This is a genomic window from Streptomyces sp. NPDC057438 (genome assembly GCF_042802995.1).
Taxonomy (GTDB): domain Bacteria; phylum Actinomycetota; class Actinomycetes; order Streptomycetales; family Streptomycetaceae; genus Streptomyces.
In genome coordinates, this window is sequence record NZ_JBHVDD010000030.1 from 1 (window position 1) to 25,804 (window position 25,804).

General features: G+C 73.2%; 25 protein-coding genes and 1 pseudogene. 8 read left to right on the plus strand and 18 right to left on the minus strand.

Annotated features, from left to right (window positions below; translation table 11 throughout):
* Positions 1–177 precede the first annotated feature (177 nt).
* Entirely contained in the window at positions 178–1,395 is a 1,218-nt protein-coding gene (locus tag ACFU5F_RS18510; protein ID WP_383888087.1) for an alpha/beta fold hydrolase, read from the plus strand.
* Positions 1,396–1,398: 3 nt separating this feature from the next.
* Here the strand turns inward: ACFU5F_RS18510 and ACFU5F_RS18515 are convergent, their stop codons facing one another.
* Positions 1,399–2,562, minus strand: a complete 1,164-nt coding sequence (locus tag ACFU5F_RS18515; protein WP_383888260.1) for a glycerate kinase — start codon at positions 2,560–2,562, stop codon at positions 1,399–1,401.
* Positions 2,563–2,751: 189 nt separating this feature from the next.
* Between ACFU5F_RS18515 and ACFU5F_RS18520 the strand changes: the two genes are divergently transcribed.
* The 4 genes from ACFU5F_RS18520 to ACFU5F_RS18535 all read left to right on the plus strand — a co-directional run bounded on the left by ACFU5F_RS18520 (position 2,752) and on the right by ACFU5F_RS18535 (position 7,964).
* Positions 2,752–3,849, plus strand: a complete 1,098-nt coding sequence (locus tag ACFU5F_RS18520) for an ADP-ribosylglycohydrolase family protein (RefSeq protein ID WP_383888089.1) — start codon at positions 2,752–2,754, stop codon at positions 3,847–3,849.
* A gap of 63 nt (positions 3,850–3,912) precedes the next feature.
* Entirely contained in the window at positions 3,913–4,404 is a 492-nt protein-coding gene (locus ACFU5F_RS18525; RefSeq protein ID WP_383888091.1) for an NUDIX domain-containing protein, read from the plus strand.
* Positions 4,405–4,787: 383 nt separating this feature from the next.
* A complete protein-coding gene (locus ACFU5F_RS18530; RefSeq protein WP_383888093.1) occupies positions 4,788–7,163 on the plus strand; it encodes a protein kinase in 2,376 nt (791 codons plus the stop codon).
* Between the two features lie 66 nt (positions 7,164–7,229).
* Positions 7,230–7,964, plus strand: coding sequence for an NAD-dependent deacetylase (locus tag ACFU5F_RS18535; RefSeq protein ID WP_383888095.1), 735 nt, complete (start codon positions 7,230–7,232; stop codon positions 7,962–7,964).
* A 23-nt stretch (positions 7,965–7,987) separates the two neighbouring features.
* Here ACFU5F_RS18535 and ACFU5F_RS18540 read toward each other — a convergent pair whose 3' ends face one another.
* The gene (locus ACFU5F_RS18540) at positions 7,988–8,794 is read right to left on the minus strand and encodes a class I SAM-dependent methyltransferase (RefSeq protein WP_383888097.1); all 807 of its coding nucleotides are present in this window, start codon (positions 8,792–8,794) and stop codon (positions 7,988–7,990) included.
* A gap of 233 nt (positions 8,795–9,027) precedes the next feature.
* On the opposite strand from ACFU5F_RS18540, the gene ACFU5F_RS18545 reads away from it, so the two are divergent.
* Positions 9,028–10,287 carry a sensor histidine kinase gene (locus tag ACFU5F_RS18545; RefSeq protein WP_383888099.1) on the plus strand — a complete coding sequence of 420 codons (1,260 nt, stop codon included), beginning with the start codon at positions 9,028–9,030 and terminating at the stop codon, positions 10,285–10,287.
* On the plus strand, positions 10,284–10,994 hold the full coding sequence (locus ACFU5F_RS18550) for a response regulator (RefSeq protein WP_383888101.1): 711 nt from the start codon (positions 10,284–10,286) through the stop codon (positions 10,992–10,994). Before ACFU5F_RS18545 ends, ACFU5F_RS18550 begins: the two co-directional genes overlap by 4 nt.
* A 39-nt stretch (positions 10,995–11,033) precedes the next feature.
* Here ACFU5F_RS18550 and ACFU5F_RS18555 read toward each other — a convergent pair whose 3' ends face one another.
* The 3 genes and pseudogenes from ACFU5F_RS18555 to ACFU5F_RS18565 all read right to left on the minus strand — a co-directional run.
* The gene (locus ACFU5F_RS18555; RefSeq protein ID WP_383888103.1) at positions 11,034–11,534 is read right to left on the minus strand and encodes a methylated-DNA--[protein]-cysteine S-methyltransferase; all 501 of its coding nucleotides are present in this window, start codon (positions 11,532–11,534) and stop codon (positions 11,034–11,036) included.
* Positions 11,535–11,571: 37 nt separating this feature from the next.
* On the minus strand, positions 11,572–13,056 hold the full coding sequence (locus ACFU5F_RS18560; protein ID WP_383888105.1) for an AlkA N-terminal domain-containing protein: 1,485 nt from the start codon (positions 13,054–13,056) through the stop codon (positions 11,572–11,574).
* Between the two features lie 193 nt (positions 13,057–13,249).
* Positions 13,250–13,516, minus strand: a pseudogene (locus tag ACFU5F_RS18565) (heavy metal translocating P-type ATPase); the annotation flags it as partial.
* A 142-nt stretch (positions 13,517–13,658) separates the two neighbouring features.
* On the opposite strand from ACFU5F_RS18565, the gene ACFU5F_RS18570 reads away from it, so the two are divergent.
* Positions 13,659–14,027 (plus strand): metalloregulator ArsR/SmtB family transcription factor, encoded by a 369-nt coding sequence (locus ACFU5F_RS18570; protein ID WP_012999635.1) that lies wholly within the window; start codon positions 13,659–13,661, stop codon positions 14,025–14,027.
* A gap of 5 nt (positions 14,028–14,032) precedes the next feature.
* Here the strand turns inward: ACFU5F_RS18570 and ACFU5F_RS18575 are convergent, their stop codons facing one another.
* The 13 genes from ACFU5F_RS18575 to ACFU5F_RS18635 form a co-directional block, all read right to left on the minus strand.
* Positions 14,033–14,929, minus strand: a complete 897-nt coding sequence (locus ACFU5F_RS18575) for a hypothetical protein (protein ID WP_383888107.1) — start codon at positions 14,927–14,929, stop codon at positions 14,033–14,035.
* 269 nt (positions 14,930–15,198) lie between these two features.
* Positions 15,199–15,708 (minus strand): O-acetyl-ADP-ribose deacetylase, encoded by a 510-nt coding sequence (locus ACFU5F_RS18580; RefSeq protein WP_383888109.1) that lies wholly within the window; start codon positions 15,706–15,708, stop codon positions 15,199–15,201.
* Positions 15,709–15,879: 171 nt separating this feature from the next.
* The gene (locus ACFU5F_RS18585; protein ID WP_383888111.1) at positions 15,880–16,299 is read right to left on the minus strand and encodes a YeeE/YedE thiosulfate transporter family protein; all 420 of its coding nucleotides are present in this window, start codon (positions 16,297–16,299) and stop codon (positions 15,880–15,882) included.
* Positions 16,299–16,955, minus strand: a complete 657-nt coding sequence (locus ACFU5F_RS18590; RefSeq protein WP_383888113.1) for a YeeE/YedE family protein — start codon at positions 16,953–16,955, stop codon at positions 16,299–16,301. The genes ACFU5F_RS18585 and ACFU5F_RS18590 overlap by 1 nt, the downstream gene beginning before the upstream one ends.
* Positions 16,952–17,281 (minus strand): hypothetical protein, encoded by a 330-nt coding sequence (locus ACFU5F_RS18595; RefSeq protein ID WP_383888115.1) that lies wholly within the window; start codon positions 17,279–17,281, stop codon positions 16,952–16,954. The genes ACFU5F_RS18590 and ACFU5F_RS18595 overlap by 4 nt, the downstream gene beginning before the upstream one ends.
* Before the next feature lie 152 nt (positions 17,282–17,433).
* Positions 17,434–17,934 (minus strand): VOC family protein, encoded by a 501-nt coding sequence (locus tag ACFU5F_RS18600; protein WP_383888117.1) that lies wholly within the window; start codon positions 17,932–17,934, stop codon positions 17,434–17,436.
* A 217-nt stretch (positions 17,935–18,151) separates the two neighbouring features.
* A complete protein-coding gene (locus ACFU5F_RS18605; RefSeq protein ID WP_383888119.1) occupies positions 18,152–19,336 on the minus strand; it encodes a cytochrome P450 in 1,185 nt (394 codons plus the stop codon).
* Complete coding sequence (locus tag ACFU5F_RS18610; protein ID WP_383888121.1) at positions 19,333–20,745, minus strand: alkaline phosphatase family protein; 1,413 nt, start codon at positions 20,743–20,745, stop codon at positions 19,333–19,335. Before ACFU5F_RS18610 ends, ACFU5F_RS18605 begins: the two co-directional genes overlap by 4 nt.
* On the minus strand, positions 20,742–21,908 hold the full coding sequence (eboE, locus tag ACFU5F_RS18615; protein WP_383888123.1) for a metabolite traffic protein EboE: 1,167 nt from the start codon (positions 21,906–21,908) through the stop codon (positions 20,742–20,744). The genes ACFU5F_RS18610 and eboE overlap by 4 nt, the downstream gene beginning before the upstream one ends.
* Positions 21,909–21,918: 10 nt before the next feature.
* Positions 21,919–22,773, minus strand: coding sequence for a TatD family hydrolase (locus ACFU5F_RS18620; RefSeq protein ID WP_383888125.1), 855 nt, complete (start codon positions 22,771–22,773; stop codon positions 21,919–21,921).
* 231 nt (positions 22,774–23,004) lie between these two features.
* On the minus strand, positions 23,005–23,817 hold the full coding sequence (locus ACFU5F_RS18625; protein ID WP_383888127.1) for an EboA domain-containing protein: 813 nt from the start codon (positions 23,815–23,817) through the stop codon (positions 23,005–23,007).
* A gap of 64 nt (positions 23,818–23,881) precedes the next feature.
* On the minus strand, positions 23,882–24,730 hold the full coding sequence (locus tag ACFU5F_RS18630; RefSeq protein WP_383888128.1) for a sugar phosphate isomerase/epimerase family protein: 849 nt from the start codon (positions 24,728–24,730) through the stop codon (positions 23,882–23,884).
* Positions 24,731–24,763: 33 nt separating this feature from the next.
* Positions 24,764–25,762, minus strand: coding sequence for an SCO3242 family prenyltransferase (locus tag ACFU5F_RS18635; protein ID WP_383888130.1), 999 nt, complete (start codon positions 25,760–25,762; stop codon positions 24,764–24,766).
* Between the last annotated feature and the right edge of the window lie 42 nt (positions 25,763–25,804).

Genomic DNA, 25,804 nt, shown 5'->3' on the forward strand with positions numbered 1-25,804 from the left:
GCCCGAGCCTTCATGGCTCGGGCCACACCCGTTTCTGGTTCAAGGGCCTCCGCGGTGTGCCCTTGACGGGTCAACTACATGGCGTGGGGGTCGAGTTGCTGGGGGTGAGGAAGAGGGGGACGGTGGAAAAGGGGGCACTTCCTCCCTATTTGTCCCACGGACCGTCAGGAGATGGTCATGACCAGATACGACGAGCACAAGGTCACGCACAGGTCCACGATGCCGGCGACCCACGGCAGGACCATCGAGTTGCCCGTCCGGGAGTACGACGGCACCCCCGGCAACGGACACGCGCACGACCGCAAACCGGTGCTGATGCTGCACGGCAGAAGCGTGCCGGAGCTGGCGGGCTTCGACCTGGCGCCGGTGCCCGGCGGCGACGCCAACCGTTACAGCTGGGCACAGGAGCTGGCGGCGGCCGGTTTCGACGTCTTCCTCATGGACCTCCAGGGCTCCGGCCGGTCACCCCGTCCGGGGCAGATGGACGATCCGTACAACACCAACCCGGCTCAGCAGCAGCCGGTCCTCGTCGACCACACCATCCCGGCGCCCGGCGAGCCGACGTACAAGTCCGAGCTGGGCAACGCGGAAAGTGACGCGGCGGAGCTGGCGACGGTGGTGCGGTTCATCCAGTCGCAGGTGGGTCCCGGCAAGAAGATCCGCTTCGTGGGCTGGTCCGCGGCCTCGTTCGTCATGGGCCCCTACACCCTCCTGCACCCCGAGGAGGTCGAGAGCCTGTTCCTGCTCGCTCCGATGTTCCCGCCGCGGGGGCGGTGGTCCGGCGACGCCGATGACATCTTCGGACGCCCCCCGGGGGTCACGTCACTGCCCGTCGGTCAGCCGGCCGACCAGTTCGGCTTCCCGATGCACGTCACCAGCAAGACCGGATTCCAGAGGGCGCTGACCGGCCCCGCCTCCCTGTGGGAGCCCGGCATCGACGAGCTGGCCTGGGCCGCCTGCATGGAGGACGACCCCGTCGCCAGTAAGTGGGGACCCCTCACGAACGGCGAACACGCGGGGGTCCTGCGGTACCGGAACACCTACTGGTGGGGCTGGAACAGCAAGACCGCGCCGCACAAGCACCAGGGCAGGTACGTGCTCGGCGACCGGGTTCCCGTGCTCATCCTCTACGGGGAACTGGACCGGACGGCCAACAGCCCGAACCCGATGCCCGACGACCTGTACTTCTCCGTCCCGGATCTCTACTCGGCCATCGAGGGCGAGAAGAAGCTGATGTTCTGCTTCGAGGGATCCGGCCATTCCCTGGTCTGGGAGACCACCTCCCAGACCATCCACCACTTCTCGAAACTCTGGTTCCGGCACGGCAAGGTGGAGGGCCACGACAGCGGCAGGTACTTCAGGGAACTGGACGGCAACCTGATCGCCCTGCCGTAGCCGTCAGGCGAGGAAGTCCCGGCCGATCCGCTCGGCCACCCGCTCCAGGATCGGCCCCGGGTCCGCCAGGCAGCGCGCCACGTCCGGCTCCACCTCCGTGAGCGGATACGCCCGGCGGATGCCCGCGCGGTCGAGGGCGTCCTGCGGGAGGGCCAGGCGGCCACAGACCGCCACGACCTCCTTGCCGGCGGCCCGGGCGGCCGCCGCGACGCCCGCCGGGGCCTTGCCGTGCAGGGTCTGTTCGTCGAGGGAGCCCTCGCCGGTGATCACCAGGGTCGCCTTCTCCAGCGCCGCCGCGAAGCCGAGGACGTCGAGCATGACCTCGATGCCGGGGCGGAAGCGGGCGCCGAGGACGAGGGCGCCGTAGCCGATGCCGCCGGCAGCGCCCGCGCCGGGCGCCAGGGCGTGTTCGGCGGCCCGCCCGCCGAGTGTCCGCTCCAGGACGGCCGCGTAGTGGGCGAGGTTCGCGTCGAGCGCCGCGACGTCCTCGGGGCTAGCGCCCTTCTGCGGCCCGTACACGGCGGGTGCGCCCTTCGGCCCCGTCAGCGGGTTGTCGACGTCGCTGGCGAGGACGAGGTCGACCGCCGTGAGCCGCTCGTCGAGGCCCGACAGGTCAGCCGTAGCCAGGTCGCGCAGACCACCGCCCCCGGGCCCGACGGGCTCCCCCGACGCGTCCAGGAAGCGCGCCCCGAGCGCGGCGAGCATCCCCGCGCCGCCGTCCGTCGTCGCGCTGCCGCCCACGCCGAACACGATCGTCCGGGCGCCCGCGTCGAGCGCCGCGCGCAGCAGTTCGCCGGAGCCGTACGTGGTGGCGGTGAGCGGCGCGAACGTCCCGGCGGGCAGCCGCTGCAGCCCGCTCGCCTCCGCCATCTCGACGACGGCCGTGTCGCCGCGCAGCGCGTACGCGGCGGTGACGGGCTCACCGAGCGGGCCGGTGACCCGTACCTCGCGCTGTGCGAAGCCGGCCGCCACCGCCGCGGCCACCGTGCCGTCACCGCCGTCGGCGACCGGCAGGGCCTCCACCGCCAGATGGGGCAGGACCCGGCGCAGGCCCGCCGTGACCCGCTCGGCGACCTGGACGGCCGTCAGCGTGCCCTTGAACTTGTCCGCGGCGATCAGCACCCGCGGGACTGCCGTGTCCGCGTCCGTGTCGGCTTCCGTGTCGATGGACGTACCGATCCCGTCCGCTGCGGCGTTCGCCACCTTGCGTTCCCCTCGCTCATCGGGCCTTGCGCACGTCAAGGCAGTCGCGCCGCTGCGACCCTAACCGTCCCGGCCCCCGTACGTCATGCCCCGTCCCGCCCACCGAACACCGTCCTGCGCGCCGACGAGGCCGCGAGCGGGTAGACCTGGAACATGACGCCCACGAGCCCCGCGACCCGCACACCCCCGGTGGGGGCCGAACTCGGCGACCGTGTCCTCGGGGGCTGGCTGGGCCGGATCGCGGGGAACATGCTGGGGAAGCCGGTCGAGCAGGGGGACCTGTGGACGCGGGAGCGCATCGACCGCTATCTGTGCGAGGCCGGCGCCCTCCCGCTCACCGACTACCTCCCGGAACCGGCCACCGAGCGTGACCGGCGCGCGCTGCGGCCGGAGTGGCGCGACTGCGTACGGGGCCGGATCCACGGCAGCTGCCGGGACGACGACGTCGACTACGCGATCCTCGGGCTGCACCTGCTGGAGACGCACGGCTTCGGCTTCAGCACCGAGCAGGTCGGGGACCTGTGGCTGCTGCGGCTGCCGTATCTGCAGACGTTCACGGCGGAGCGGGCGGCCTACCGCAACCTCGCCCGGGGGCTGCGGCCGCCGCTGACCGCGACGTACGACAACCCGTACCAGGAGTGGATCGGCGCCCTCATCCGCGCCGACGTGCACGGCTGGACGTGCCCCGGTCTGCCCCGGCGCGCGGCCTCGCTGGCACGGCGCGACGCGGTGCTCTCGCACACCGGCAACGGGGTGTACGGCGCCATGTGGGCGGCGGCACTGATCGCGGCGGCGTTCGCGGCGCCGGATGTGCGGGCGGCCGTGGAAGAGGCGCTGGCGGTGGTCCCGGCGGGCAGCCGCCTCGCCCGGACCGTGCGCCGGGTCGTCGCCCTGTACGACGCCGGGCTGGGCTGGGAGGACACACTGTCGACGGTGGGCGAGGAGACGGCGGGGCTCGGCTGGATCCACGTCGTGCCGAACGTGGCGGTGCTGACCGCCGGGCTGCTGTACGGCGGGGGCGACTTCACCCGGACGATCACGCTGACCGTCCGCGGCGGACTGGACACCGACTCGAACGGGGCCACCGCCGGTTCGGTGGCGGGCGTGCTGTGCGGGGCGGCGGCGATCCCGGACCGGTGGAAGGACCCGCTGGAGGACACCGTGCGCAGCGCCGTGTTCGGCTTCGACGGGGTGCGCATCGGTGAACTCGCGGAGCGCACGGTGCGGTTGGCCCGGTCCGCCGGCCCCTGAGCGCGGGCCTGCCGCCCCCGAGCGCCGATGTCCCGCCCCTCCGGGTCCGTCTACCCTGCCTGGATGAGCACTCCGGACTACGCCGCGTACATCGCGAGCCTGCCCCGTGTCCTGGCCGGCGCCGCCGCCGTCTTCCGGGACGCCGAGGGGCGGGTCCTCCTGGTCGAGCCCAACTACCGCGAGGGATGGGCGCTTCCCGGCGGGACGGTCGAGTCGGACGAGGGGGAGACCCCGAGGCAGGGCGCGCGGCGCGAGACCCTGGAGGAGATCGGGCTGGACGTCGAGCCGGGGCGGCTGCTCGCCGTGGACTGGGTGCACGGGGTGGGGCGGCCGCCGCTGGTGGCGTACGTGTACGACGGCGGGGTGCTCGGCGAGGAGGATCTGAAGCGGATCCGTCTGCAGGAGGAGGAGCTGGTGTCGTGGCGGCTCGTCCCGCGCGCCGAACTCACCGCGTACCTCCCGGGGGCGCTCGGCACGCGGGTCCTCGCGGCCCTCGACGCGCTCGCGGACGGGTCGGGCACGGTCGAGCTGGAGAACGGCGGCCGGGTCGGCTGAACCGTCGCAGATCGGCCACGGCGGTGTCGCCCGGCCGTTGACAGGAGTCACCTGACTGCAGGTCAACTGCCCTTGTACGGAACGTGAGAAGAGTGAAACGGACACTTAATAGAAGTTTGAAGCTCTGGCTGAAAACGCTGCCCGTTCGTCACTACAGCATCTAGGCTGACGTCAACCCCGTCCGAGCGATCGCGCCCCGTGTTCCGCTCAGGAACCGGGGCAGTACTCGGGACACCCGTGACCGGCGGCCCGGGCGCGGGCCGTGGCTCCGGGAGATCCGGAGCACCTGGGGGAACGGTCACCGGGAGCCGCCCGGACCAGTCGGTCCTCCCCCACCCGCGGGCCGATTGTCGCCCGTCCTCACCGAACAGGCAGCTGAGGTCATGGAACCACTGGGCTCAGACGATCCCGAGGAGCTAGGTCCGTACCGTCTCGTGGCACGGCTCGGCGCGGGAGGGATGGGACGGGTCTATCTGGCGCGGTCCCCCGAGGGGCGGACCGTCGCGGTCAAGGCCATCCGTCCCGAGCTGATGGGGGACAAGAACTTCCGTGTCCGCTTCCGCCGGGAGGTGGAGGCCGCCGGAGCGGTCGGCGGCCGATACACCGCGCCCGTCGTGGACGCCGACCCGGACGGGGCCGTGCCGTGGCTGGCCACGGACTACATCGCCGGTCCCACCCTGGCCGAGGCGGTCGCCGCGCACGGGCCGCTCCCGGTGGAGTCGGTGCTCGTGCTGGGCGCCGGCATCGCCGAGGCGCTGATCTCGGTGCAGGCCGCCGGTCTGGTGCACCGCGACCTGAAACCGTCCAACGTGCTGCTCGCCGCCGACGGTCCGCGCGTCATCGACTTCGGCATCGTCCGGGCCAGCGACGGCTACGACCTGACCCGCTCCGGCGCCCTCTTCGGGTCCTTCGAGTACATGTGCCCCGAGCAGGCGACCGGCGAGCCGCTGGGACCCGAGGGAGACGTCTTCTCCCTGGGCTCGGTGCTCACGTTCGCCGCGGCCGGGCACGCGCCGTTCAGCGGCACCGCGGCGGCCACGCTCCTCTACCAGGTCGTGCACACCGCCCCCGATCTGACGGGGGTGCCCGAGCCCCTGGACAGGATCATCAACCTCTGTCTCACCAAGGACCCCCGGCTGCGGATCACTCCGGACAAGCTGGCTGCGGCCTGCGCGCCCGGAGGTGTGGAGCAGTTGGCCGAGGACGGCTGGCTGCCCGCCTCGGTGACCTCCTCGATCGCGCTGCGCGCTGCGGCGGTGCGGACCCTGGACACCACCCCGTACACCGACGTCGTGCTCCCCTCCGCCGGAAGCGGCCCCGAGCCGGACGGATACGCCGCGCGGCTGAGCCGGGCCGCGTACGACTTCGAGCGGGACGAGCAGGCCGGTGACGCGGGGAGCCCGTCGGGACCGGCCCCGGCCCGCCCGTACGACGGCTCAGGACGGCCGGGCGGGCCCGTGCGGGAGCCCTCGCCCGGCGGCAGCACCCCACGGTCGGGGGCCGAGGCCCGCACGCACGCGGAGCCGCACTCCCCTCCCGGAGGGCCGGAGGCGTACCGTGCCTCCGGCGGGCACCGCCGCGCGGTGTCGCGGCCCGGCCCGTCCCGGCGTACGGTCCTGAGCGTGTCGGCCGGATCCGCCACCGCCGCGGCCGTCGGTGCCGCCCTGGTCCTCGGCCGGCCGGACAAGTCGGCCGCGCGTTCCACGAAGCCCGCGGGCCCGGCCCCGAAGCCGCTGTGGACCTACCGGGGCGGACCGATGCTCCAGGCGCCCGCCGTCTTCCACGAGGGCACGGCCCTGGTGAAGACCCGCCCGGGTGACCTGGTCTGCCTCGACCTCAAGGACGGCACCCGGCCCAAGTGGGTCTACGAGGGCATCAGCCAGTCGCCGACCCCCACCGTGCTGTCCTTCGACTCCGCGATCGCTCTCGGTGAGGGGGCGACGGTGATCGGCGTGGACCCGGCCGACGGGACGGAACGTTTCACCATCGACTTCGGGCCGGACTTCCGTTTCGACACGCTGCTCGGCGCCACCGCCGACCGGTGGGTGTCCGTCATCGGTGTCCTCCTCAGACGGAAGTCCGCACGGCAGGGCGTCGCGACGTCCACGGACACGGTGTTCGGCGTCGATCTCGGGGGCCGCCGCGCGGAGGTCATCCCCATCAGCCCGGAGGACGTAGGAATCCGGCTGACGCCCGTCATCCTGCCCGGGTACTTCGTCTACGCCGACGGCCTGCGCAATGTCACGGCCCGGAGCACGGAGAGCTCCGGCGTCCTGTGGCGCCACCCCGTCGGCTACGACCTGCGGCCCGGAATCGCCGTCCTCGACCGCACCGTGTTCGCCATCAGCCGGCACCTGGAGGCGCTGAACCTCGCCACCGGCAAGGTCCGCTGGCGGGTGAAGCCCGAGCGCGGCACGTTCGCCTCCCTCGGCGGCTACGGCAACACGATCTACGTCACCGGCACCGACCCGGCCGGGGTGTACGCCTTCAACGCCGGTACCGGCGCCCGCCGTTGGTTCTGCCCCACGCCCCGCCTCAACATCGACCAGCCGGTCACCGCGGGCCCCGACGCCGTCTACGTCCCGGCCTACCAGAACCGGGACGGCATCTACGCCATCGGCGCCGCCGAGGGCCGGCTCCTGTGGAACTTCACCGACGGCGTGGAGACCGGCGTCAACGACTGGCAGCTCGCCTGCGACCACAGCGGCGTCCTGGTCGCCCAGCACTACGACCGCACCTACGGACTGCCGGCTCCCTGACCCCGCCCGCGCCGCGGCCCCGGTTATCCGTTCGCCCCGGCCGCGCACCCGGCCTACCCTCGCCCCATGGACAAGCCCCTGGTCGCCATCCTCAGCGGCGCCGGCATCAGCACCGACTCCGGCATCCCCGACTACCGGGGCCCGAACGGGCTGTGGCGGCGGGACCCGGAGGCCGAGAAGCTGGTGACGTACGCGTACTACATGGGCGATCCGGAGATCCGCCGGCGTGCGTGGCGGATGCGGCGGCAGAACCGGACGCTGCAGGCGGAGCCGAACGTGGCACACCGGGCGGTGGCCGAACTGGAGCGGTCCGGGGTGCCGGTGCGGGTGATCACGCAGAACGTGGACGGGCTGCACCAGCTCGCCGGGATGCCCGCCCGCAAGGTCCTCGAACTGCACGGCAGCGCACGGTCCGTGGTGTGCGTCGCGTGCCGTGCCCGTACGCCGATGGAGGACGCCCTCGCCCGGGTCGAGGCCGGCGAGGACGATCCGCCGTGCCTGGAGTGCGGGGGCGTCCTGAAGTCGGCCACCGTCATGTTCGGCGAACGCCTCGACCCGGTGGTGCTCGGCGAGGCGGTCTCGATCACCAAGGCCAGCCAGGTCTTCATCGCCGTCGGCACCAGCCTCCAGGTCCAGCCGGCCGCCGGGCTCGCCGGCGTCGCCGCCGACCACGGGGCACGGCTGATCATCGTCAACGCCGATCCGACCCCGTACGACGAGCGGGCCGACGAGGTCGTGCGGGAGCCGATCGGGACCGCGCTGCCGGAGCTGTTGCGGGGGATCGGGGCCGCGAGCGGCTGACCGGGCGGCAGGACCCCGGGGTGTCAGGACACCTCGGAGTCCCCGGACGCGGCGGGGTGGGTGACGCGGAGCTTGGACTGGCCGTGCGGCAGTTTCTCCCAGTCGTCCATGAAGCGGGCCCGCAGTCCGTGCTTCTCCGCCAGGGCGACGAGCGTCTCGGTGCGGTAGTAGAAGTCCTCCCGCAGGACATGGTGCTCCGTGCCCTCGGTGCGGTCGAAGGTGAAGTCGAACCAGCCCCGCGGGGTCAGTACCCGGCCGACATGGGACAGGCACTCCTCGATGACGTGGAGCGGCGAGTGCGAGAACACGCTGTGCGCGTGCACGACGTCGAAGTGGGCGTCGGGCAGGAACTTCAGGGTCAGGTCGCGTACGGGGGTGAGGGTGGGGAGGCGTGACTGCAGCCCCATCTCGACGATCGTGTCCTGGGCTGCGGCGAGGATGTCGGGCGAGATGTCGAGGCCGTAGTAGTGCCCGGGTTCCAGGTGCCGGATGAACCTCCAGCCGCCCCGCAGGTTGCCGCAGCCGATCTCCAGCATGCGGTGCTCGGGGCGCAGACCGTGGCCGAGCAGGTAGTCGAACTGCATCGCGCCCAGGGCCAGCCATCTCTCCCGGCTGCGGCTGCCGACCGCCGCGTCCGGGTCGGCGCGGGTGTCGGAGCGCATCACCGCGCGGTAGTAGTCGATGTGGTCCGGGTGGCGGTGGCGCAGCCACATGTCGCGGGCCACCCGGGCCAGGTGGCGCGGCACCCGGTCGGGGTGGCGCAGGGCGTAGGAGACGCGGTGGCCGAGGGCGGCCCGGTTGGCGGTCAGGTTCTTCTCGGTCGGTGGCACGGGGCTTCCTTCCCTGAGGGCTTGCGGATGGCGTCCCGAGTGGCTCGGGCCGTGCTGTCAGCCTCGGGGCGGCGGCGGGGTGTCCGGTTCGGTCGACCGGCTCCGGTCCGCGGGCGGATCGGGCGATCCTCGTATCAGCCGATCGGATGATGCGGCCGGAAGCGAGCCACGTTAGACACGGGAGGGCGCGCTGTGAAGTACCCGAGGAGCACGACAAGAGAGGCGGTGGGGCGATGAGTTGGCCGGAACACGAACACCCGGACCCGGACGGCCGCTGGCTGGCCGCCGTCGTGCACGCCGCGTTCTTCCTGTTGCTGTGCTCCTCGTTCGCCCGGTTCCTGACACGTCATCAGGGCGACGCCCGTGCCGGCTGGGTGGTGGCGCTGTTCGCGGTGTTCGGGCTGCTCTACGCGCTCGGGCAGCTGCTGGCGCCCGCGCCGCCGCCCGGCAGCCGTCCGTCCACCCGGCATCTGACCTGGCTGGGGTCGGTGACGGCGGTCTGGGTCGTCCTGCTCGCGCTCGCGCCCAGTGCCACGTGGTGTGCCATGCCGCTGCTGTTCGCCGGGTTCCACACGCTGCCGCCGCGGATGGCCGTGCCGCTGGCGGTCCTGGTGACCACGCTCGTCGTCGCCGCCGAGATACGGGTGTCCCAGGGCACCATCAACCCCAACATGGTCGCCGCGCCGCCGGCCGTCGCGGCCGTCGCCACCGCCGTCTTCGTCCATCTGCGGCGCCAGGCGGCCCGGCAGCGCGTCCTCATCGGCGACCTGGTCCGCACCCGCCGGGATCTCGCGGCGACGGAACGCCGGGCGGGCGTCCTGGCGGAGCGGCAGCGGCTGGCCACGGAGATCCACGACACCCTCGCCCAGGGGCTGTCCAGCCAGCGGATGCTGCTCCAGGCCGCCGAACGCGTCTGGGTCACGGACCCGGACGCGGCGCGTGCCCACATCGGGAGGGCGGCCGAGATCACCTCCCGCAGCCTGGCCGAGGCACGCCGCTTCGTGCACGACCTGGCTCCGGCCGATCTCGTGGAGCGCTCGCTGCCCGCCGCGCTCGGCGCCCTCGCCGAGCGGGAGAGCGGGCCGGGCCTGACGGTGGAGTTCCGTCTCGACGGCAGCCCCGGCGCGCTGCCCGAGCGTGCCGAGGCGGCCCTGCTGCGCATCGCCCAGGGAGCCCTGGCCAACGTACGCGAACACGCCGCCGCGACCCGGGCCGCACTGACCCTGACCTGCCTCGACGACCTCGTCTCGCTGGACATCGCCGACAACGGGCGGGGCTTCGACCTGGACCGCCGGGCGACCGCCGAGGCGGGCGGGGCCGCGGAGACGGCCGGGCGGGAGCGTGGTCACGGGCTGCCGGCCATGCGCATCCGGGCACGGCAGTCGGGCGGCACGCTCACCGTGGAGTCCACGCCGGGCGAGGGCACGGTGGTGTCGGCGGCCGTCCCCCGTACGCCGATCGCTCTCGGCACCGCCGAGGGGGGCGTGCGATGAGCGGACCGGTGCCCGCACGGCCGCCCGGACGGCCGCCTGGATCCCCGGTCGTCGCCCGGCCTCCGGTGCGGCTCCTGCTGTGCGACGACCACGCCGTCGTACGCGCCGGGCTGCGTGCGCTGCTGTCCGTTGCCGACGGCATCGAGGTGGTCGGTGAGGCGGGCACCGGCGAGGAGGCGCTCGCCCTGGCCGCCCGCCTGCACCCCGACGTGGTCCTGATGGACCTGCAGCTCGGCGACGGTGTGGACGGGGTGACGGCCACCCGGCGGCTGACGGCGCGCCCGGCCGGAGCGGAGGGCCCCGCCGCGCCGGTGCCCCGTGTGCTCGTGCTGACCATGTTCGACACCGACGCCGACATCAGCCGCGCGATCGAGGCGGGAGCCACCGGCTATCTCCTCAAGGCCGAGCGGCCCGAGGAACTGTTCGCGGCGATCCGCGACGCCGCCTCCGGCCGCACCGCGCTGTCGGCTCCGGTCGCCGACCGGCTGATGGCCCAACTGCGCAGCCCCCGGCCGGCGTTGTCCGAGCGTGAGCACGAGATCCTGGGCCAGCTGGCCCGCGGGCTCGGCAACCGGGAGATCGCGCGGGCCCTCTTCATCAGCGAGGCCACGGTCAAGACCCACCTCGGCCGCATCTACGCCAAGCTGGGCGTGGAGACGCGGGCGGGCGCGGTGGCCGTGGCGAAGGAGCGCCGGCTGCTGCCGTGATCCGCGCTCCCCTGACTGCCGCGCCCCGCGCCCCGCGGGCTAGAAGAGGGCCGCTCCCCGCTCGAAGTCCAGCAGGCGGCGCTTGCGCTCCACGCCGCCGCCGTAGCCGGTGAGGCTGCCGTCGGAGCCGACCACGCGATGGCAGGGAACGATGATGCTGACGGGGTTGCGGCCGTTGGCCAGGCCGACCGCGCGGGACGCCTTGGGGCTGCCGAGGGCGTCGGCGAGATCGCCGTACGAGCGGGTCTCGCCGAACGGGATCCCCGCGAGCTGTTCCCAGACCAGTCGCTGGAACGGGGTGCCGTGCAGTCGGAGTTCGAGGCTGAACTCCCGCAGCTCGCCCGCGAAGTAGGCCTTCAGCTGCTCCTCGGGCCCGGCGAAGAGCGTGTCGTCACGTGCGCCGAAGTTCTCCTCCGGCGGGCGGTGCCGCTGCTCGGCCATGTAGAGCCCGCACAGCACGCCGTCGTCGGCGACGAGGGTGAGGGGGCCGTAGGGACTGTCGACGACCGTGTGCCGCTTCTGCGACGCCTGGTGCTTCATGAGTGATCCTCGGGAGGTGCGTGCGCCCGGAACGGGCTCAGACGGGAAGGTGGTTGATGGGGTGGCTGTCCGTCGCCCACAGATACTGCACGGCGTACGCCCGCCACGGCCGCCAGGCCGCCGCCCGGGCCGTGAGCGCCGCCGGGGTGGACGGCAGGCCCGATTCCCGGGCGGCGCGCCGGATTCCGAGGTCGCCGGGGAGGAAGGCGTCGGGGTCGCCGAGGGCGCGCATGGCGATGACCTCGACGGTCCAGGGTCCGAAGCCGGGGAGGGCGAGGAGGCGGGCGCGGGTCTCGGCCCAGTCGCTGTCCACGCCCAGGTGCAGCTCGCCGTCGACGAGACGGCGTACCAGGGTGGTGAAGGTGGTCCGGCGGGTGCCGGGCATCGCGAGGGTCTCGGGGTCGACGGCCACCAGCGCCTCGGGCGACGGGAAGAGATGGGTGAGGCCCCCTTCCGGGTCGTCGACCGGTTCACCGTGCGCGACGACCAGCCGGGCCGCGTGCGTCCGAGCCGCGGCCGTGGACACCTGCTGACCGAGCACCGCCCGGACGGCGAACTCGGCCTCGTCGACGGTACGCGGCACCCGGCGCCCCGGCGCCTTGTCCACCAGCGGCGCGAGCACGGCATCGGTGCGCAGCTGCTCGTCCACGGCGACCGGGTCGGCGTCCAGGTCGAGCAGTCGGCGGCAGCGGCTGATGGCGACGGGCAGGTCACGCAGATCGCCCAGGGTGAGCCGGCAGGCGATGTGATCGGGCCGTGGCGTGAGGCCCACGATGCCGTGGCCGTACGGGAGCCGGAGCGTGCGCCGGTACGCGCCGTCGCGCCACTCCTCCACCCCGGGTACGGCGGTCGCGGCGAGGTGACCGAAGAGGTTGTCGGGGTTGAGGGGGGCCCGGAACGGCAGCCGGAGACTCAACGCCCCGGACGTGCCGGGGGAGTCGGAGCGCTGCCGGGCCGAGCGGGTGGCACGCTCGCGCAGTTCGCTCGGCGACAGCGCGAAGACCTCCCGCACGGTGTCGTTGAACGTCCGGATCGACGCGAACCCGGCGGCGAACGCGAGCTCCGCCATCGGCAGCGCGGTCGTCTCGATCAGCAGCCGCGCGGTCTGCGCCCGCTGCGCCCGGGCGAGCGCCAGCGGTCCGGCGCCCAGCTCGGCCAGCAGCTGCCGCTCGACCTGCCGGGCGCTGTACCCGAGGCGCCGCGCCAGCCCCGGCACGCCCTCCCGGTCCACCACCCCGTCCCCCACCAGCCGCATCGCCCGTGCCACGAGGTCCGCCCGCTGGTCCCACTCCGGTGATCCGGGGCTGGTGTCGGGCCGGCACCGCTTGCAGGCCCGGAACCCGGCCTGCTGGCACGCCGCCGCGCTCGGGTAGAACGTCATGTTCTCCGCCTTCGGCGGCACCACCGGACAGCTGGGGCGGCAGTAGATCCGCGTGGTCAGCACGGCCGTGAAGAACCACCCGTCGAACCGAGCGTCCTTCGACCGCACGGCCCGCACACACCGCTCCGTGTCTCTGTGCATCCCGTTCCGCATGAGACAAGCATCGGGGAGGAGAGGGGTGAGGGCTGGCGAGAATCCGACATCGAGGTGGACCGACCTGCGAAGCCCACGGTTCCCCGCCCCCGCGCGCGGGCCCCCGCAGGCCCCGTCATGCCCTGCTCAGGGCCTGCCCAGCTCCTGAGCAGGGCATGAGCAGGCCCTGCCCGGGCGCTGCTCAGGTGCGCGTGGCCCGACGCCACCCCGACTCCCTCTGCAGCCGCAGCCCGTTCGGCCCCACCAGCACCGTGGACCCCTCGTGCCCGGCCACCCCAAGGGGCAACGGCAGGTGGCCCACCAGGTCCCAGACCACCAGCACCGCGATGGACACCCCGGCGATCACCAGGTTCTGCGCCATCAGCCGCCGGGCGGCGCGCGACAGCCGCACCACCGCCGGGATCGCGCTCAGCTCGTCCCGGACCACCACCGCGTCCGAAGTCTCCAGGTTCCCGTACCGCCGCCACCTCGTCCTGCGGCGGCAGTCCGGCCTTACCTCGGCGAGCCGGTGTCCGCCGCCACCGGGACCGCACGCAAGAACACATGAAGACTCATTCATGTGTTCCTGTCCGATGGGTAAGATACGGGCCATGGGTCATGGAGCCGTCACCTCAGCGCAGGACGCCACCCCTCGCGTGCGCCTGGACGCGGGCAACGTCGCCAAGGTGGCCACCACACTCCAGGCCCTGTCCACCCCGTCCCGCCTGCTGATCCTGGCCCGGCTGCGCGAAGGCCCGCTCCCGGCGACCGAGTTGGCCGCCGAGGTCGGGATGGAACAGTCCGCCTGTTCCCACCAGCTGCGTCTGCTGCGCAACCTCGGCCTGGTCGTGGGCGAGCGGCAGGGCCGTTCGGTGGTGTACGCGCTGCACGACCACCATGTCGCCGAGCTGCTGGACCAGGCCGTCTTCCACGTCGAGCACCTGAGGCTGGGCCTCAGCGACGCGCCGGACGGGGACTGAGCCGCTCACGCCGCGGGCAGCGCCGGCAGGGTCACGGTCGGCACCCCGCCGAGGAGACCCCCGAGCAGACCGGTGACCAGTCCGAGGACGGGCTGCAGAAGGCCGGTGACGACGCCGAGGACCGGGGCGAGCAGACCGGTCACGGCACCCAGGACGGCACCCAGGTCGAGCGAGGTCAGCGCCTTCAGCAGGGCGTCGACGGCGGACTGGAGCGTGGCCAGCAGGTCCGTGACCGGGTCGGCCGCCGCCGCGGCGCGATCGGTGCCGGCCGGTTCCGCCGCCCGCAGCTTCTGCAGCCGCTGCTGCACGGTGGTGTGGGCGGTCCGCAGCGCCGCGGCGTGCCGGGCCGCCTCGGCCGTGTCGAGCCGGGCGGCGTCCAGCTTGGCGATCGTGGTCAACTCGCCCAGCAGCGGGGCGAGGACATCGCCCTGGTCCATGCGGTCGAGCAGGTCCAACTGGTCGAGCAGCACGTCCGCGTCGGTTCCGGCGGCGTCGGCCTCCACGGCGGGGTCCGTCACCGTCTCCGTCACTGTCTCCGTGACGGTTTCGGTCTCGGTCCCGGTCGCCGTGGCCGCGTCCAGGTCGGCCTCGATGTCCGCCAGGAGCCCGTCCGTTTCGAGGTCGAGCCGCGCGAGCAGCGCGTCCACGTCGGCGATCTCCTGGGCGACGAGGGCGTCCGCGTCGGCCTCCTCCTTCGCCAGGAGGGCGTCGATCTCCGCGTCCAGCGCGTCGAAGAGGGCGTCCAGATCGGGTTCGGGGACCGCGGCGGTCCGCGTCGAGGCACGGTCCGAGGCGGTGCGGCCCGCGTCGACGGCCGCGGTGGCGGTGCCGACCGGACCGAGGACCAGTGCCCCGCAGACCAGGGGCGACAGGAGGAGACCACGGGAGACGAGGGCGCGCATGCACGTTCCTTTCGAAGCTGCTGTCCTTTGCGCTCACCGTGGAAGGCGGCAGGGAACGCCGCAACCGAGCACGGCATCGGGAGCAGCCCGGTCAATCTTCCACGCCGACCGACCTGACCTGGCCCTTTCTCCTGGCAGGGGACTCCGTACGACTCCGTTCGAACCGCTTCGGCCGTTCGTCCGTCAGAGTGCGGCGCGGCGACACGCCGGACTGCTTCCCGTCCTGCTGCGCCGGTGTCGACTCCGCTGTCGGCTGCGCTGTCAGCCCGTCAGCCCGTCTGTGCGGCGAACGCCGCGTACGCCTCGTCGTCGAAGAGGACGAACCTGACCTCCTCGACCGAGGTCTGGCTGGCGCGGACCGTCTGTACGGCGATCCGGGCGGCGTCGTCCATCGACCAGCCGTAGACACCGGCGGAGACGGCGGGGAAGGCGACCGTACGGGCGCCCAGTTCGTCGGCCACGCGCAGGGACTCGCGGTAGCAGGAGACGAGCAGGGCGGAGCGGTCGAGGCTCTGGCTGTGGACCGGGCCGACCGTGTGGATCACCCAGCGTGCGTCCAGGTCCCCCGCCGTGGTGGCCACGGCCTGGCCGGTGGGCAGACCCCGCCCGTAGTAGGAGGCGCGGAGCTTGCGGCAGTCGGCCAGGATGGCGGGGCCCCCGCGCCGGTGGATCGCGCCGTCCACTCCTCCCCCGCCGAGGAGGGAGGAGTTCGCGGCGTTGACGATGGCGTCGACGGACTGCTGGGTGATGTCCCCCCGGACGAGGGTGATGGTGGTCATGCCCGCCTCTATACCAGCCGACGGGGCAGGCGAGCCCTCGAATATGGGGGGGCAGCCGCCGCCCTCGGGCGGCGCCCGGCCGGGCCACCACCTCCTGAGGCTGTCGCGGTGTGCTCAGGGCCGAAGATCCCGGATGTGGTCCGGCCTCCTCGCACGGCGGTGCCCCGTCGCTCACCCTCCGCAGGAGCCCCGGTCGACACGCAAGAGGTGTCGGCCACCGGCCCAGCGGCACAGCCTGACCCCGACGACGATGCCGACGATGGTGATCACGGCGGGCAGGTAGCCGCCGGCCACCTGGATGATCGGGATCGCGGGGCATCCGCCGGAGATCGCCCAACCGATACCGAACAGCACCGCGCCGGGAACGACACCGGCGTGGACGCGGCCTGCGTCCCGGCGCACCCGCAGCAGGGCGAACACGCTCGCGATGATCACGACAGCGCCGAAGAAGGAGAGGAGCATCCGCAGATCCTGGAAGGTGAACATGCGGTTCAGCTCGGCGTAGTCGCCGAACCCGATGCTGGTCACGGTGAAGCCGAGAGCCAGTCCGGTGACAAGGTTGGCCAGCAGGATGCCGCCCCGGGTACGCATCAGATCACCTTCCACAGGAGGAACGACACCGCGACGGCGGTTCCGAAGAACGTGGCCGTAGCGACGAGACTGACGGGTCTCAGCCGACCACAGCCGTTGAGCCCGTGCCCCGAACTGCAGCCACCGGCCAGCCGGGTGCCGAAGCCGACCAGTACGCCTCCCACGAACAGCAGGGCGACCATGGCGACCGGGTTGCCGGTCACCACGTCCCGGTAGCCCGCCCCCATGTCGAAGCGGAGGTGGAACCGCCCGGAGGAGACGGCGGCGATCAGTCCGCCCACGAAGATCGAGACCAGCAGAACGGCCTGGGTGACCAACGGCGCGGGGCGCGACTGCCCGCTTCCGCGGCGTCCGTCCTCGGCCGCCACGCCGGTCGGCCCCGGGGGCACGGGCGCGGCGGGCGAGGACGCGGCAGGCCCGGACGCTGCGGGTACGGTTCCGAAGTGCTCGGCGGTGGCCGCGTCGAGGGCGGCGGCGAGGGCTCGTTCGTCCGTGAACTCCGCCTCCATCCGCTCCAGTTCGGCTTCGCGCCGCCAGTGAAGCACGCGGTCCCAGGCACCGGACACCCCGAACGACCGGTCGGTGGCGAGGGTGTAACCGATGGTCAGTACGGCGAGTCCGACAGCACCCGCCCACCAGGGCCAGTAGGCGGTCATGCGTTGCCCTTCATCCACTCGGCCAGGCGGGCCCACCAGCCCCGTTCGGGCTCCTCGACGGTCGTCGGCGGCTGTTCGGCCTGGCGGGGACCGCGCCCCACGGAACTGGTGGGCTTGGGCGTCGGCGCCAGATGACGGGCGTGCCGTCCGTTGGGCAGCAGGGTGATGGGCACCCGCTCACCGGTGAGTGACACCTTGTAGCGCGCGCACCCACGCCAGTTGGCGTCGTTGTCGCAGTAATAGGAACGCCAGCCCGCCAGACTCTCGTTGAGGTGCGGGAAGAGCGGGCACGTCGAAGAATGTAAGCAACCCACACGGGTGATCAAACCATCCTGCACAGCGGGCCGCCACCGATCGACGTGTGAGGATGAGTGCAACGCCCTTCACAGCGCGCCCTTCGAGTCGTTTGCCCGGTTCCTCTGCGGGCGGGCTCGGACGGACGAGGCCGCGTGGTCGTCCCGCCGGATCCGATGCGCTGTCATGTGACCGACCCGGCAGCCGCTCCCGTTCGCAGATCGGGGCCCCATCGGTCGATCGCCGACCGGAGGTCCAGCGGGAGCGGTCCCTGGTTCTTCTCCGAGGCCGGCCAGTCGGCGCGGGGGACGCGCCACAGCACCTCGAACTCGTTGCCGTCCGGGTCCACGCCGTGCAGGGACTTGGTCACCAGGAAGTCGGTGCTCCCGGTCAGAGCCTGGCGTGCCTCCAGCAGGTCCGCCGTGTCGGCGAGTTCACCGAGTGTGCCGACCTCCCAGGCGAGATGGTGCAGTCCGACGCGGTCGCGCTGAGGACCGGGCGCGTCGGGTCCCAGGGTGAAGAGGCCGAGGTCGTGGTCGTTGTCGCTGCCCCGGGCCCTGAGGAAGGCGGCCCTGCCGGGCATCTCGTGCTCGACGGCGAAGCCGAACACCTGGCTGTAGAAGTCGACGGAACATGCGATGTCACGGACGAACAGGACAGCGTGGTTGAGTCGGCGTACGGCCATCGAACCCTCATCTCTCTTGGTGCTGCCGCACTGGCTGATCGGTCCTCCTAAGGTGAGGAAGACGTACCGATCAAAATGATCGAACTGCTGGACGGAACGGATCAACGTCCCGGTCCCCAGGGGCCCGCACCGGGCCGCTCCCCGTGCCGGCCGGGGAGCGGGCCGTGCGGCCGACGTTCCTGGCCCGGCCGCACAGCCTGCGCCGAAGCCGCGCCGGCTACCAGTTCACCGGCAACGACCGCACCCCGTGGACCGTGCTCATCGCCGGCACGAAGTCCTCCGGCTCTCCGGTCAGCCGCAGGCCCGGCAGGCGGTCGAAGAGGGCGGGCAGACCGATCTGGAGTTCCGCGCGGGCGAGGGACTGGCCGATGCACTGGTGCAGTCCGTGGCCGAAAGCGAGGTGGCCGGTGGTGGTGCGGTGGACGTCCAGGGTGTCGGGGGCGGTGAAGGCGGACGGGTCGCGGTTGGCGGCCTGGAGCGCCACGATCACGCCCTCGCCGGCGCGAATGCGGACACCGGAGACCTCCACGTCCTCGGTGGCGATCCGGCGCAGTCCCGAGTGCGCGACGGTGAGATGGCGCAGGAGTTCCTCGACGGCTCCGGGCCACAGGGCGGGGTCCACGTGCAGGGCGGCCAGTTGTGCGGGGTGGCGCAGCAGGTCCACGACCGCGAGCGGGAACATGTTCGCGGTCGTCTCGTGGCCGGCCACCAGCAGCAGCGAGGCGATGCCGACGGCCTCGGGTGCGCTGATCTCGCCGGTGGCCACCCGGTCGCGTGCGAGACGGGTGAGGAGGTCGTCGGCGGGCTCCCGGGCGCGCCGGGCGAGCAGGTCGCCCAGGTAGGTGTGGAGGGACGTGCGGGCGGCCATCATCTCCTCCGGCCCGGAAGTGAGACTGCTGAAGGCTTTCGCCTGGCGCTGGAAGAAGTCGTGGTCCTCGTACGGCACTCCGAGCAGTTCACAGATGGCGAGCGAGGGCAGCGGCATGGCGTACGCCTCGACCAGGTCGGCGGCCGTGGCGGCGTCCGCGGTCATCGCGTCGAGGAGCTCGCCGCAGATGCGGGCGATGGCCGGTCTGAGTTGTTCGATGCGGCGGAAGGTGAAGTCGGGGATCAGGACGCGGCGCAGTCGGGTGTGGTCGGGTGGGTCCATCATGAAGAACTGGCCCGGTCCGCGGGGCGGCGCCTGCGGGCGGAAGCCGGGGAAGCCGTCGCGGGTCGCGTCGGCGCTGAAGCGAGGATCGGCCAGGACCACGCGGGCTTCCTCGTGTCGGGTGATCAGCCAGGGGCTGTTGTCGCCCCAGATCGTCACCCGCCGGATCGGCTCCTCGGTACGCCACTTCGCGTACTCGGGCGACGGGTCGAGCAGGGGCCGCAGGGTGGGGAGGGGAGGGTGGGTGGTCATGCGCGCGGCTCCTCCTTGGTGAGGCCCGCGAGGCCCAGCAGCAACGACTTGACCTCGGTGGCGGCGTACGCCTCCCGGGCCTGCTCGCCCGTCGAGCACAGCAGCACGGGTCCGTCGTCGGGGTCGGCGGGCAGGCGTCCGTGGCTGCCGCCGACGCCGGACGGGTCCAGCGGGACCGTGCTGAGGCGGTAGCGGAAGCCCAGCTTCTTGCGGGCGACCTGGCCGATCGCGCGGAGCTTCACCGCGGGGACGGTCTCGTCGTACAGCAGCTCGGCCGGGTCGTAGCCGGGCTTGCGGTGGATTTCGACCTGACGGGCGAAGTCGGGGGCGCGGTCGTCGTCGAGCCAGTAGTAGTAGGTGAACCAGGCGTCGGGGTCGGCGACCGCGACGAGTTCGCCGGCGCGTTCGTGGTCCAGGCCGTGGGCGGCCTTGCCCTCGGCGTCCAACACCTGCTCCACGCCGTCGAGTTCGGCCAGGAGCTTGGCGACGTCCGCGGTGTCGGCCGGGTCCCGCACGTACACGTGGGCGATCTGGTGGTCGGCGACGGCGAAGGCCCGTGAGGTCCAGGGGTCGAGGTACTCCATGCCGTCCTGGGTGTGCACCTGGAGGAGACCGGCCCGGCGCAGGGCCCGGTTGATGTCCACGGGCCGGGAGACGGGCGTGATCCCGTACTCGCTGAGCGCGACCACCGTGGCGCCCTCGCTCAGGAAGTGGTCGATCAACGGGCGCAGGGCGTCGTCGAGTTGCCGGGCGGCCCGCGCCGTGGCGGGCGAGCCGGGGCCGGAGCGCTGGGGTTCGTAGTCGAGCTGGGGGACGTAGACGAGGGTGAGGTCCGGGCCGTGCTCGTCGAAGACCTGGCGGGCCGCGCCGAGGATCCACTGGGTGGAGGGCAGGCCGGCGTTGGGACCCCAGTAGGTGAACAGGGGGAACGTGCCGAGCCGGTCGGTGAGTTCGTCGTGCAGGGCCGGCGGCCAGGTGTAGCAGTCGGGTTCCTTGCGGCCGTCGGAGTAGTAGACGGGACGGGGGGTGACGGTGAGGTCGACGTCCGCGCCCATCGCGTACCACCAGCAGATGTTGGCGACCTTGTAGCCGGGGTTCGTCCTGCGGGCGGTCTCCCAGATCTTCTCGCCGCCGACGAGTGCGTTGTGCTGGCGCCACAGCAGCACCTCGCCGAGGTCCCGGAAGTACCAGCCGTTGCCCACCACGCCGTGGCCGGAGGGCGGTTCGCCGGTGAGGAACGTGGACTGCGCCGCGCAGGTCACGGCGGGCAGCACGGGGTCGAGCCGGGCCCGGAAGCCGCGCTCGCCGAGGGCGGCCACGGCGGGCATGTGCGCCAGCAGCTTCGGGGTGAGACCGACGATGTCGAGGACGACGAGCCGGTTCGGGCGGGGGCTGGTCCGGTCACTCACTTCTGGTCCTCCTCAAGACCCAGGCCGGTCAACCGGTCGCGGGCCCAGGCGAGTTCGGCGGCGATGCCGCCGGGCAGGTCGGTGGGCGGTTCGGGGAGGACGGACCAGGTGTAGGTCTCGACCTCGATGTGGTCGCAGTCGGCCGACGCTCCGCCGAGCAGTCCGGCCAGGACCAGGCTCAGCTGGTCGGTGGTGGTGCGCAGCGGCGGTTCGGGGGCGGCGTGCAGCGGGGCGTGGAAGTGGACGCGCCAGGGACCGGTGTCCGTGGGCAGGCCGCCGTTCAGCGCGTCCGGCAGGTCGTCGACGCCGCGCACGTCCGTCGGCTCCTGCCGTGCCGCCGTCCGCGTCTGGTGCAGGAACCGGGGCTCGGCGAGGCGCCGCAGGGCCGTCTGGGCGGCGGGGTCGGCCGGGTCGGCGGCCTCGACCGCGCAGGACGCCTGGAGCTTGACGACGGGCAGTCCGGCGTCCGCGAGGCGGCGCAGGGCGGCGCCTGGCTCCTCGAACTGCACGGCGAGGTGGCAGGCGTCGAGGCAGACACCGAGCCGCTCGGGGTCGAGGCCGCGCAGCTCCCGTACGGCCTGGGCGGTGGTCTCCACGACGCAGCCGGGCTCCGGTTCGAAGCCGACCCGGATACGGCGGCCGGTGTCGGACTCGATGGCGGCGAGCCCTGCGGTGAGCCGGTCCAGGGCTCGGCGGGCGGTGTCGGCGCGGTCCGGCGGCCACGGCGTGCGCCAGGCCAGCGGCAGGGTGGAGACGCTGCCGCGCTCGACGTCGTCCGGGAGGAGGGCGGCGAGGACGCGGGCGCAGTCCAGGGTGTGGGCCAGCCGGGCCTCGTCCGCCCAGTCGGGGAGATAGACGTCCTTCTTCACCACCTCGCGGTGGAACCCGGCGTAGGGGAAGGCGTTGAGGGTGACGGTCTCCAGGCCCCGGGCCGCGAGTTCGTTCCGGAGGTTCTTCACCTCGCCGGGTACGGCGACCAGTGCGGACACCACGTCGCGGGCGAGCCAGAGGCCGATGCCCAGCCGGTCGACGCCGAGGCGCTCGCGCACCGGTTCTGCGTGGTGGGCGAGCTGGGCCAGGACGCCGTCGATGTCCTCCGCCTGATGGACGTTGCTGCAGTAACCGAGGTGGACGGTCGTGCCGTCCGGATGCCGGAAGCGCATGGCCGGTGCCTCACTCCCCGCCGCGCCGGACGGAGTTGCCCTGGAAGCTCGACTCCTCGTCCGGCTTGGGCTCGTCGAGGTCCAGCCTGCCGCTCTGCCCGTAGAACGCGACGGGATTGCGCCACAGCACCCGGTCCACGGTGTCGTCGTCGAAGCCGGCGGCGAGCATGGCGTCGGCGGTCTTCCGGGTCTTGAGCGGGTCCGAACGGCCCCAGTCGGCGGCCGAGTTGACCAGGACGCGTTCGGTGCCGTGCTCCTGGAGGATGGTCACCATGCGGTCCTCGCTCATCTTCGTCCTCGGGTAGATCGAGAACCCGGCCCAGCAGCCGCTGTCGAGGACCATGCCGACGGTCAGCTCGTTGAGGTGGTCGAGGACGACGAGTTCGGGGGCGATGCCCGACTCCCGTACGACGTCCAGGGTCCTCCGGGTGCCGGCGGCCTTGTCGCGGTGCGGGGTGTGGACGAGGGCGGGCAACTCGTGCTCGACGGCGAACCGCAGCTGGAGCGCGAGGGCCTCGTCCTCCTCCGGCGTCATGGAGTCGTAGCCGATCTCACCGACGGCGACGACACGGTCCTTGGCGAGGTAGCGGGGCAGTTCGTCGAGCACGGGCCGGCAGCGCGGATCGTTGGCTTCCTTGGGGTTGAGCGCGATCGTGCAGAAGTGCTGGATGCCGAACTGGGCGGCCCGGTAGGGCTCCCAGCCGAGCAGCGCGTCGAAGTAGTCGTAGAAGCTCCCCGGCGAGGTGCGGGGCTGGCCCAGCCAGAACGCCGGCTCGACGACGGCGCGCACTCCGGCGGCGTGCATCGCCTCGTAGTCGTCGGTGGTGCGGGAGGTCATGTGGATGTGGGGGTCGAAGATGCGCATGTGCGGGTGCCTCGGGTTCCTCGGATGTGTTCCGTGAGTGATGCCGACGACGGGATGTGAAGGCCGGTGGGCCGGTCGGGCGGACGCGGTGGTTGGACGGCGGATGAGGCGGCTCGGCGGATGGGGCGGCTATGCAGACGCGGTGGCCGAACAGCCGTGGTGGCTACGCGGACGCCGTGGCATGACGGGCGTGGTGGCTGGGCGGCCGTGGGGGCTACGCGGACGCGGTGGCTAGGAAGAGGCGGACGCGGTGGCTAGGTGGAGTGCCCGGAGGGCTCGCTCGGCGGCCGCACGGCGGGCGGGCGGGGCGGCGCTCGTCTCGGCGGTGAGCCGGTCGGCCAGCCGGTCGGCGGCGGGGAAGGCGCCGACGACGGGCCAGACGTCCGCCGGTACGTCCCGGCCGGCGGCGACCCGCTCGTGGGCGAAGTCGGCCAGCATACGGGCGAGTTCGGCGTCGGCGCGGTCGGTGAGAGAGGCGGTCCGGTCCAGGGGGATCTCCTGGAACACGCACTTCAGCACGGCCTGCCGGTACTCGGCGTCCGGAAGGCGGGCGGCGCCGTACGGGCCGAGGGCCGCTTCGACGAGGCTGCTGTCGTTGCCGCGCAGCGCCTCGCGGACGAGCGGCAGCGCGAGGTCACCGAGGGGCTCCCGGCCGGCCCCGTCGCCGTCGCGGGGGCCATCGAACAGGTGCAGGGCCCGCAGGACGGCCCGCTGTTCGGCCGGGTCGCCGTGGCGGAAGAGACGCGCCAGTTCGTCGGCGAGCGGTTGCCCGCCCAGCGGCAGCCCGGTGAGCAGGACGACGCGGGCGGCCTCGTCGACGGTCCAGCGCGCGTCCAGCCGGGCGCGGCCGCAGCGTCGCCGGGCGGCGGGGAACAGGGCGTGGATCGCCGCGGGCCGGTCGGCGACACGGGCCACCGCCTCGTCGAGCCAGGCGCGGGCCGCCGCGTCCGGCGCGCGGGAGGCGAGGAGGGTGCGGGGGTCGGGAGGGTCGGCCGGATCGGCTGGATCGGGGGACTCGGCGGTCGTCGGTCCGGTGGAGAGCATGACGGAACAACCTCTCGCGGGGTGGGAGGACATGAAGGGGGTGGTGGTCGTGGGGTCGGTCGGGTCAGGCCGTCGCCGCGCGCAGGAATTCCAGTGAGCGGCGGGCCACTTCGGGGGCGTCGAGGGAACCGCCCTGGATCTCCACGGAGACCAGTCCGCGGTGGTCGAGGTCCCGCAGGGCGGCGAGCACGGGAGGGAAGTCGATCTCGCCCGAGCCGAGTTCGAGGTGCTGGTGGACGCCCCGCCGCATGTCCTCGATCTGCACGTTCAGCAGCCGCGGGGCGGCGAGGCGGACACACTCCAGAACGGTCCGCTCCTCCACGCAGTGCGCGTGGCCGATGTCGAGGGTGATCCCGAACAGTTCGTGTCCGCCGGTCATCTCGGCCAGTTCCAGGCACCGCTCGACGGTGTCGACGAACATGTACGGCTCGGGCTCGAAGGCCAGGGAGACGCCGTGGCGCCCCGCCGTGTCCAGGACGGTCTCGACCCCCGCCGCGAGCCGCTTCCACGCGTCGCGCTCCGGCAGCCCGTCGTCCGGCGCGGGGCCGCTGCACAGGTGGACGGTGGGCGAGCCGAGGTCGGCGGCGACGCGGACGGCACGCCGCAGCAGGTCGATCCGGCGCTCGGCGTCGTCCGCCATGAGCGTCGGGTGGTGCTTGCCCCAGGGGTCGAGGAGATAGGGGGCGCCGGTCTCGACGGTCACGTCGAGACCGTGCCGGGCCAGGTCCCGGGCGACGGCGTCCACCCGCCGGGGCAGGTCCCGCGCGTAGGGGTCGAGGTGGCCGTGGTCGAGGGTGAGGGCGACACCGTCGTAGCCGAGGTCGGCGAGGACCGCGAGGACGTCGCCGAGCCGGTGGTTGGTGAAGCCGTTGGTGCCGTAGCCGAATCTGAGGGGGGTGGGGGGCGGGGTCATGCCGGCGCCTTCCTCCGCGGAGGTCTGGGCTGTTCAGGTGGGGGATATGCGTCGCGCGAGCCGCCGCGCGAGGGGGTGGACGACGCCCAGCGCCGCCGCCGCGGCCGTGGCTCCGCTCCGCGCGGTCAGCGCCGCCTGCAGGGGCATCAGCCCGAGGATCCCGGCCCCGACGGCCCGTCGCAGGTTCTCGCCCGACGGCTCCCGTACGGCGCGGGCCTGAGCCGTTCCGTAGCTGCCGAGGTAGGCGAGGGCCCCGGCGGCGACCACGGCGGCCCGGGCCGCGGCCGAAGGTGACACCCCGGTGGCGCCGCCGCTCCCCGCGCGGTGGGCGGTGGCCGTGCGGAGGGCCGGGAGGGCTGCCGCGAGGGCGGTGGCCGTGGAGGCGGCGAGGGTCGCGGCCGGCAGCCGGGCGGGGGCGCCGGAGACCTCGTGCCGGCTGAGCGCGGTCAGCGTGTAGGTGTGGGCGCCGACCAGCGCGGCGGGGACGGCACCCCGCAGCAGGGCGGTACCGGTGCCGGGCGTACGGTCCGGGCCGCGCCCGGCGGCCGCCAGGGCGCCCGCGAGGACGTCCAGGGCGCGCGCACAGGCCATGGCGGCGGGGCCCGCCGGGGTGGACTTGAGCTTCAGGTCGTACGCCCAGACGGCGCCGGCCAGCGGCAGCGCGCCGAGCAGATTGTGGCGGCCCCCCGAGGCGGCGGCGAGCGCGAGGCCCCCGGCGGTCAGGGCACCGGCGACGGCGAGTGCGGTGCGGCGCGGGACCCGGCCCGAGGGGACGGGGCGTTCGGGACGTTCGACCGCGTCGATCGTGGCGTCGGCGTAGTCGTTGAGGGCCATGCCGGCCCAGTAGAGGCAGACGGACGAACCCATCACACCGAACGTCCGCGCACCGAGGGGTCGGCCCGCGGCGGCGGCTCCCGCGAGCACGTCGCCCGGGACGCTCAACGCGGCCGGGGCGCGGACGAGTTGTGCGAGGTCGGCGAGGCCCGCGGCAGGTCGCGAGCCGGAGCCAGGTAACGCACTCCGATCTTTCATGGCGGCAACTTACCCATGCCACTTACACATTCATATGGAGAA

Bases quoted from the DNA above. Each gene is read 5' to 3' on its own strand.
- ACFU5F_RS18630 (WP_383888128.1), bottom strand. From the start codon at position 24,730: ATGACCCCGCCCCCCACCCCCCTCAGATTCGGCTACGGCACCAACGGC.
- ACFU5F_RS18635 (WP_383888130.1), bottom strand. From the start codon at position 25,762: ATGAAAGATCGGAGTGCGTTACCTGGCTCCGGCTCGCGACCTGCCGCG.
- ACFU5F_RS18600 (WP_383888117.1), bottom strand. From the start codon at position 17,934: ATGGCCGTACGCCGACTCAACCACGCTGTCCTGTTCGTCCGTGACATC.
- ACFU5F_RS18560 (WP_383888105.1), bottom strand. From the start codon at position 13,056: ATGCACAGAGACACGGAGCGGTGTGTGCGGGCCGTGCGGTCGAAGGAC.
- ACFU5F_RS18555 (WP_383888103.1), bottom strand. From the start codon at position 11,534: ATGAAGCACCAGGCGTCGCAGAAGCGGCACACGGTCGTCGACAGTCCC.
- ACFU5F_RS18525 (WP_383888091.1), top strand. From the start codon at position 3,913: ATGAGCACTCCGGACTACGCCGCGTACATCGCGAGCCTGCCCCGTGTC.
- ACFU5F_RS18530 (WP_383888093.1), top strand. From the start codon at position 4,788: ATGGAACCACTGGGCTCAGACGATCCCGAGGAGCTAGGTCCGTACCGT.
- eboE (WP_383888123.1), bottom strand. From the start codon at position 21,908: ATGCGCTTCCGGCATCCGGACGGCACGACCGTCCACCTCGGTTACTGC.
- ACFU5F_RS18590 (WP_383888113.1), bottom strand. From the start codon at position 16,955: ATGACCGCCTACTGGCCCTGGTGGGCGGGTGCTGTCGGACTCGCCGTA.
- ACFU5F_RS18575 (WP_383888107.1), bottom strand. From the start codon at position 14,929: ATGCGCGCCCTCGTCTCCCGTGGTCTCCTCCTGTCGCCCCTGGTCTGC.
- ACFU5F_RS18620 (WP_383888125.1), bottom strand. From the start codon at position 22,773: ATGCGCATCTTCGACCCCCACATCCACATGACCTCCCGCACCACCGAC.
- ACFU5F_RS18605 (WP_383888119.1), bottom strand. From the start codon at position 19,336: ATGACCACCCACCCTCCCCTCCCCACCCTGCGGCCCCTGCTCGACCCG.
- ACFU5F_RS18570 (WP_012999635.1), top strand. From the start codon at position 13,659: ATGGGTCATGGAGCCGTCACCTCAGCGCAGGACGCCACCCCTCGCGTG.
- ACFU5F_RS18625 (WP_383888127.1), bottom strand. From the start codon at position 23,817: ATGCTCTCCACCGGACCGACGACCGCCGAGTCCCCCGATCCAGCCGAT.
- ACFU5F_RS18535 (WP_383888095.1), top strand. From the start codon at position 7,230: ATGGACAAGCCCCTGGTCGCCATCCTCAGCGGCGCCGGCATCAGCACC.
- ACFU5F_RS18545 (WP_383888099.1), top strand. From the start codon at position 9,028: ATGAGTTGGCCGGAACACGAACACCCGGACCCGGACGGCCGCTGGCTG.
- ACFU5F_RS18585 (WP_383888111.1), bottom strand. From the start codon at position 16,299: ATGCGTACCCGGGGCGGCATCCTGCTGGCCAACCTTGTCACCGGACTG.
- ACFU5F_RS18550 (WP_383888101.1), top strand. From the start codon at position 10,284: ATGAGCGGACCGGTGCCCGCACGGCCGCCCGGACGGCCGCCTGGATCC.
- ACFU5F_RS18520 (WP_383888089.1), top strand. From the start codon at position 2,752: ATGACGCCCACGAGCCCCGCGACCCGCACACCCCCGGTGGGGGCCGAA.
- ACFU5F_RS18510 (WP_383888087.1), top strand. From the start codon at position 178: ATGACCAGATACGACGAGCACAAGGTCACGCACAGGTCCACGATGCCG.
- ACFU5F_RS18580 (WP_383888109.1), bottom strand. From the start codon at position 15,708: ATGACCACCATCACCCTCGTCCGGGGGGACATCACCCAGCAGTCCGTC.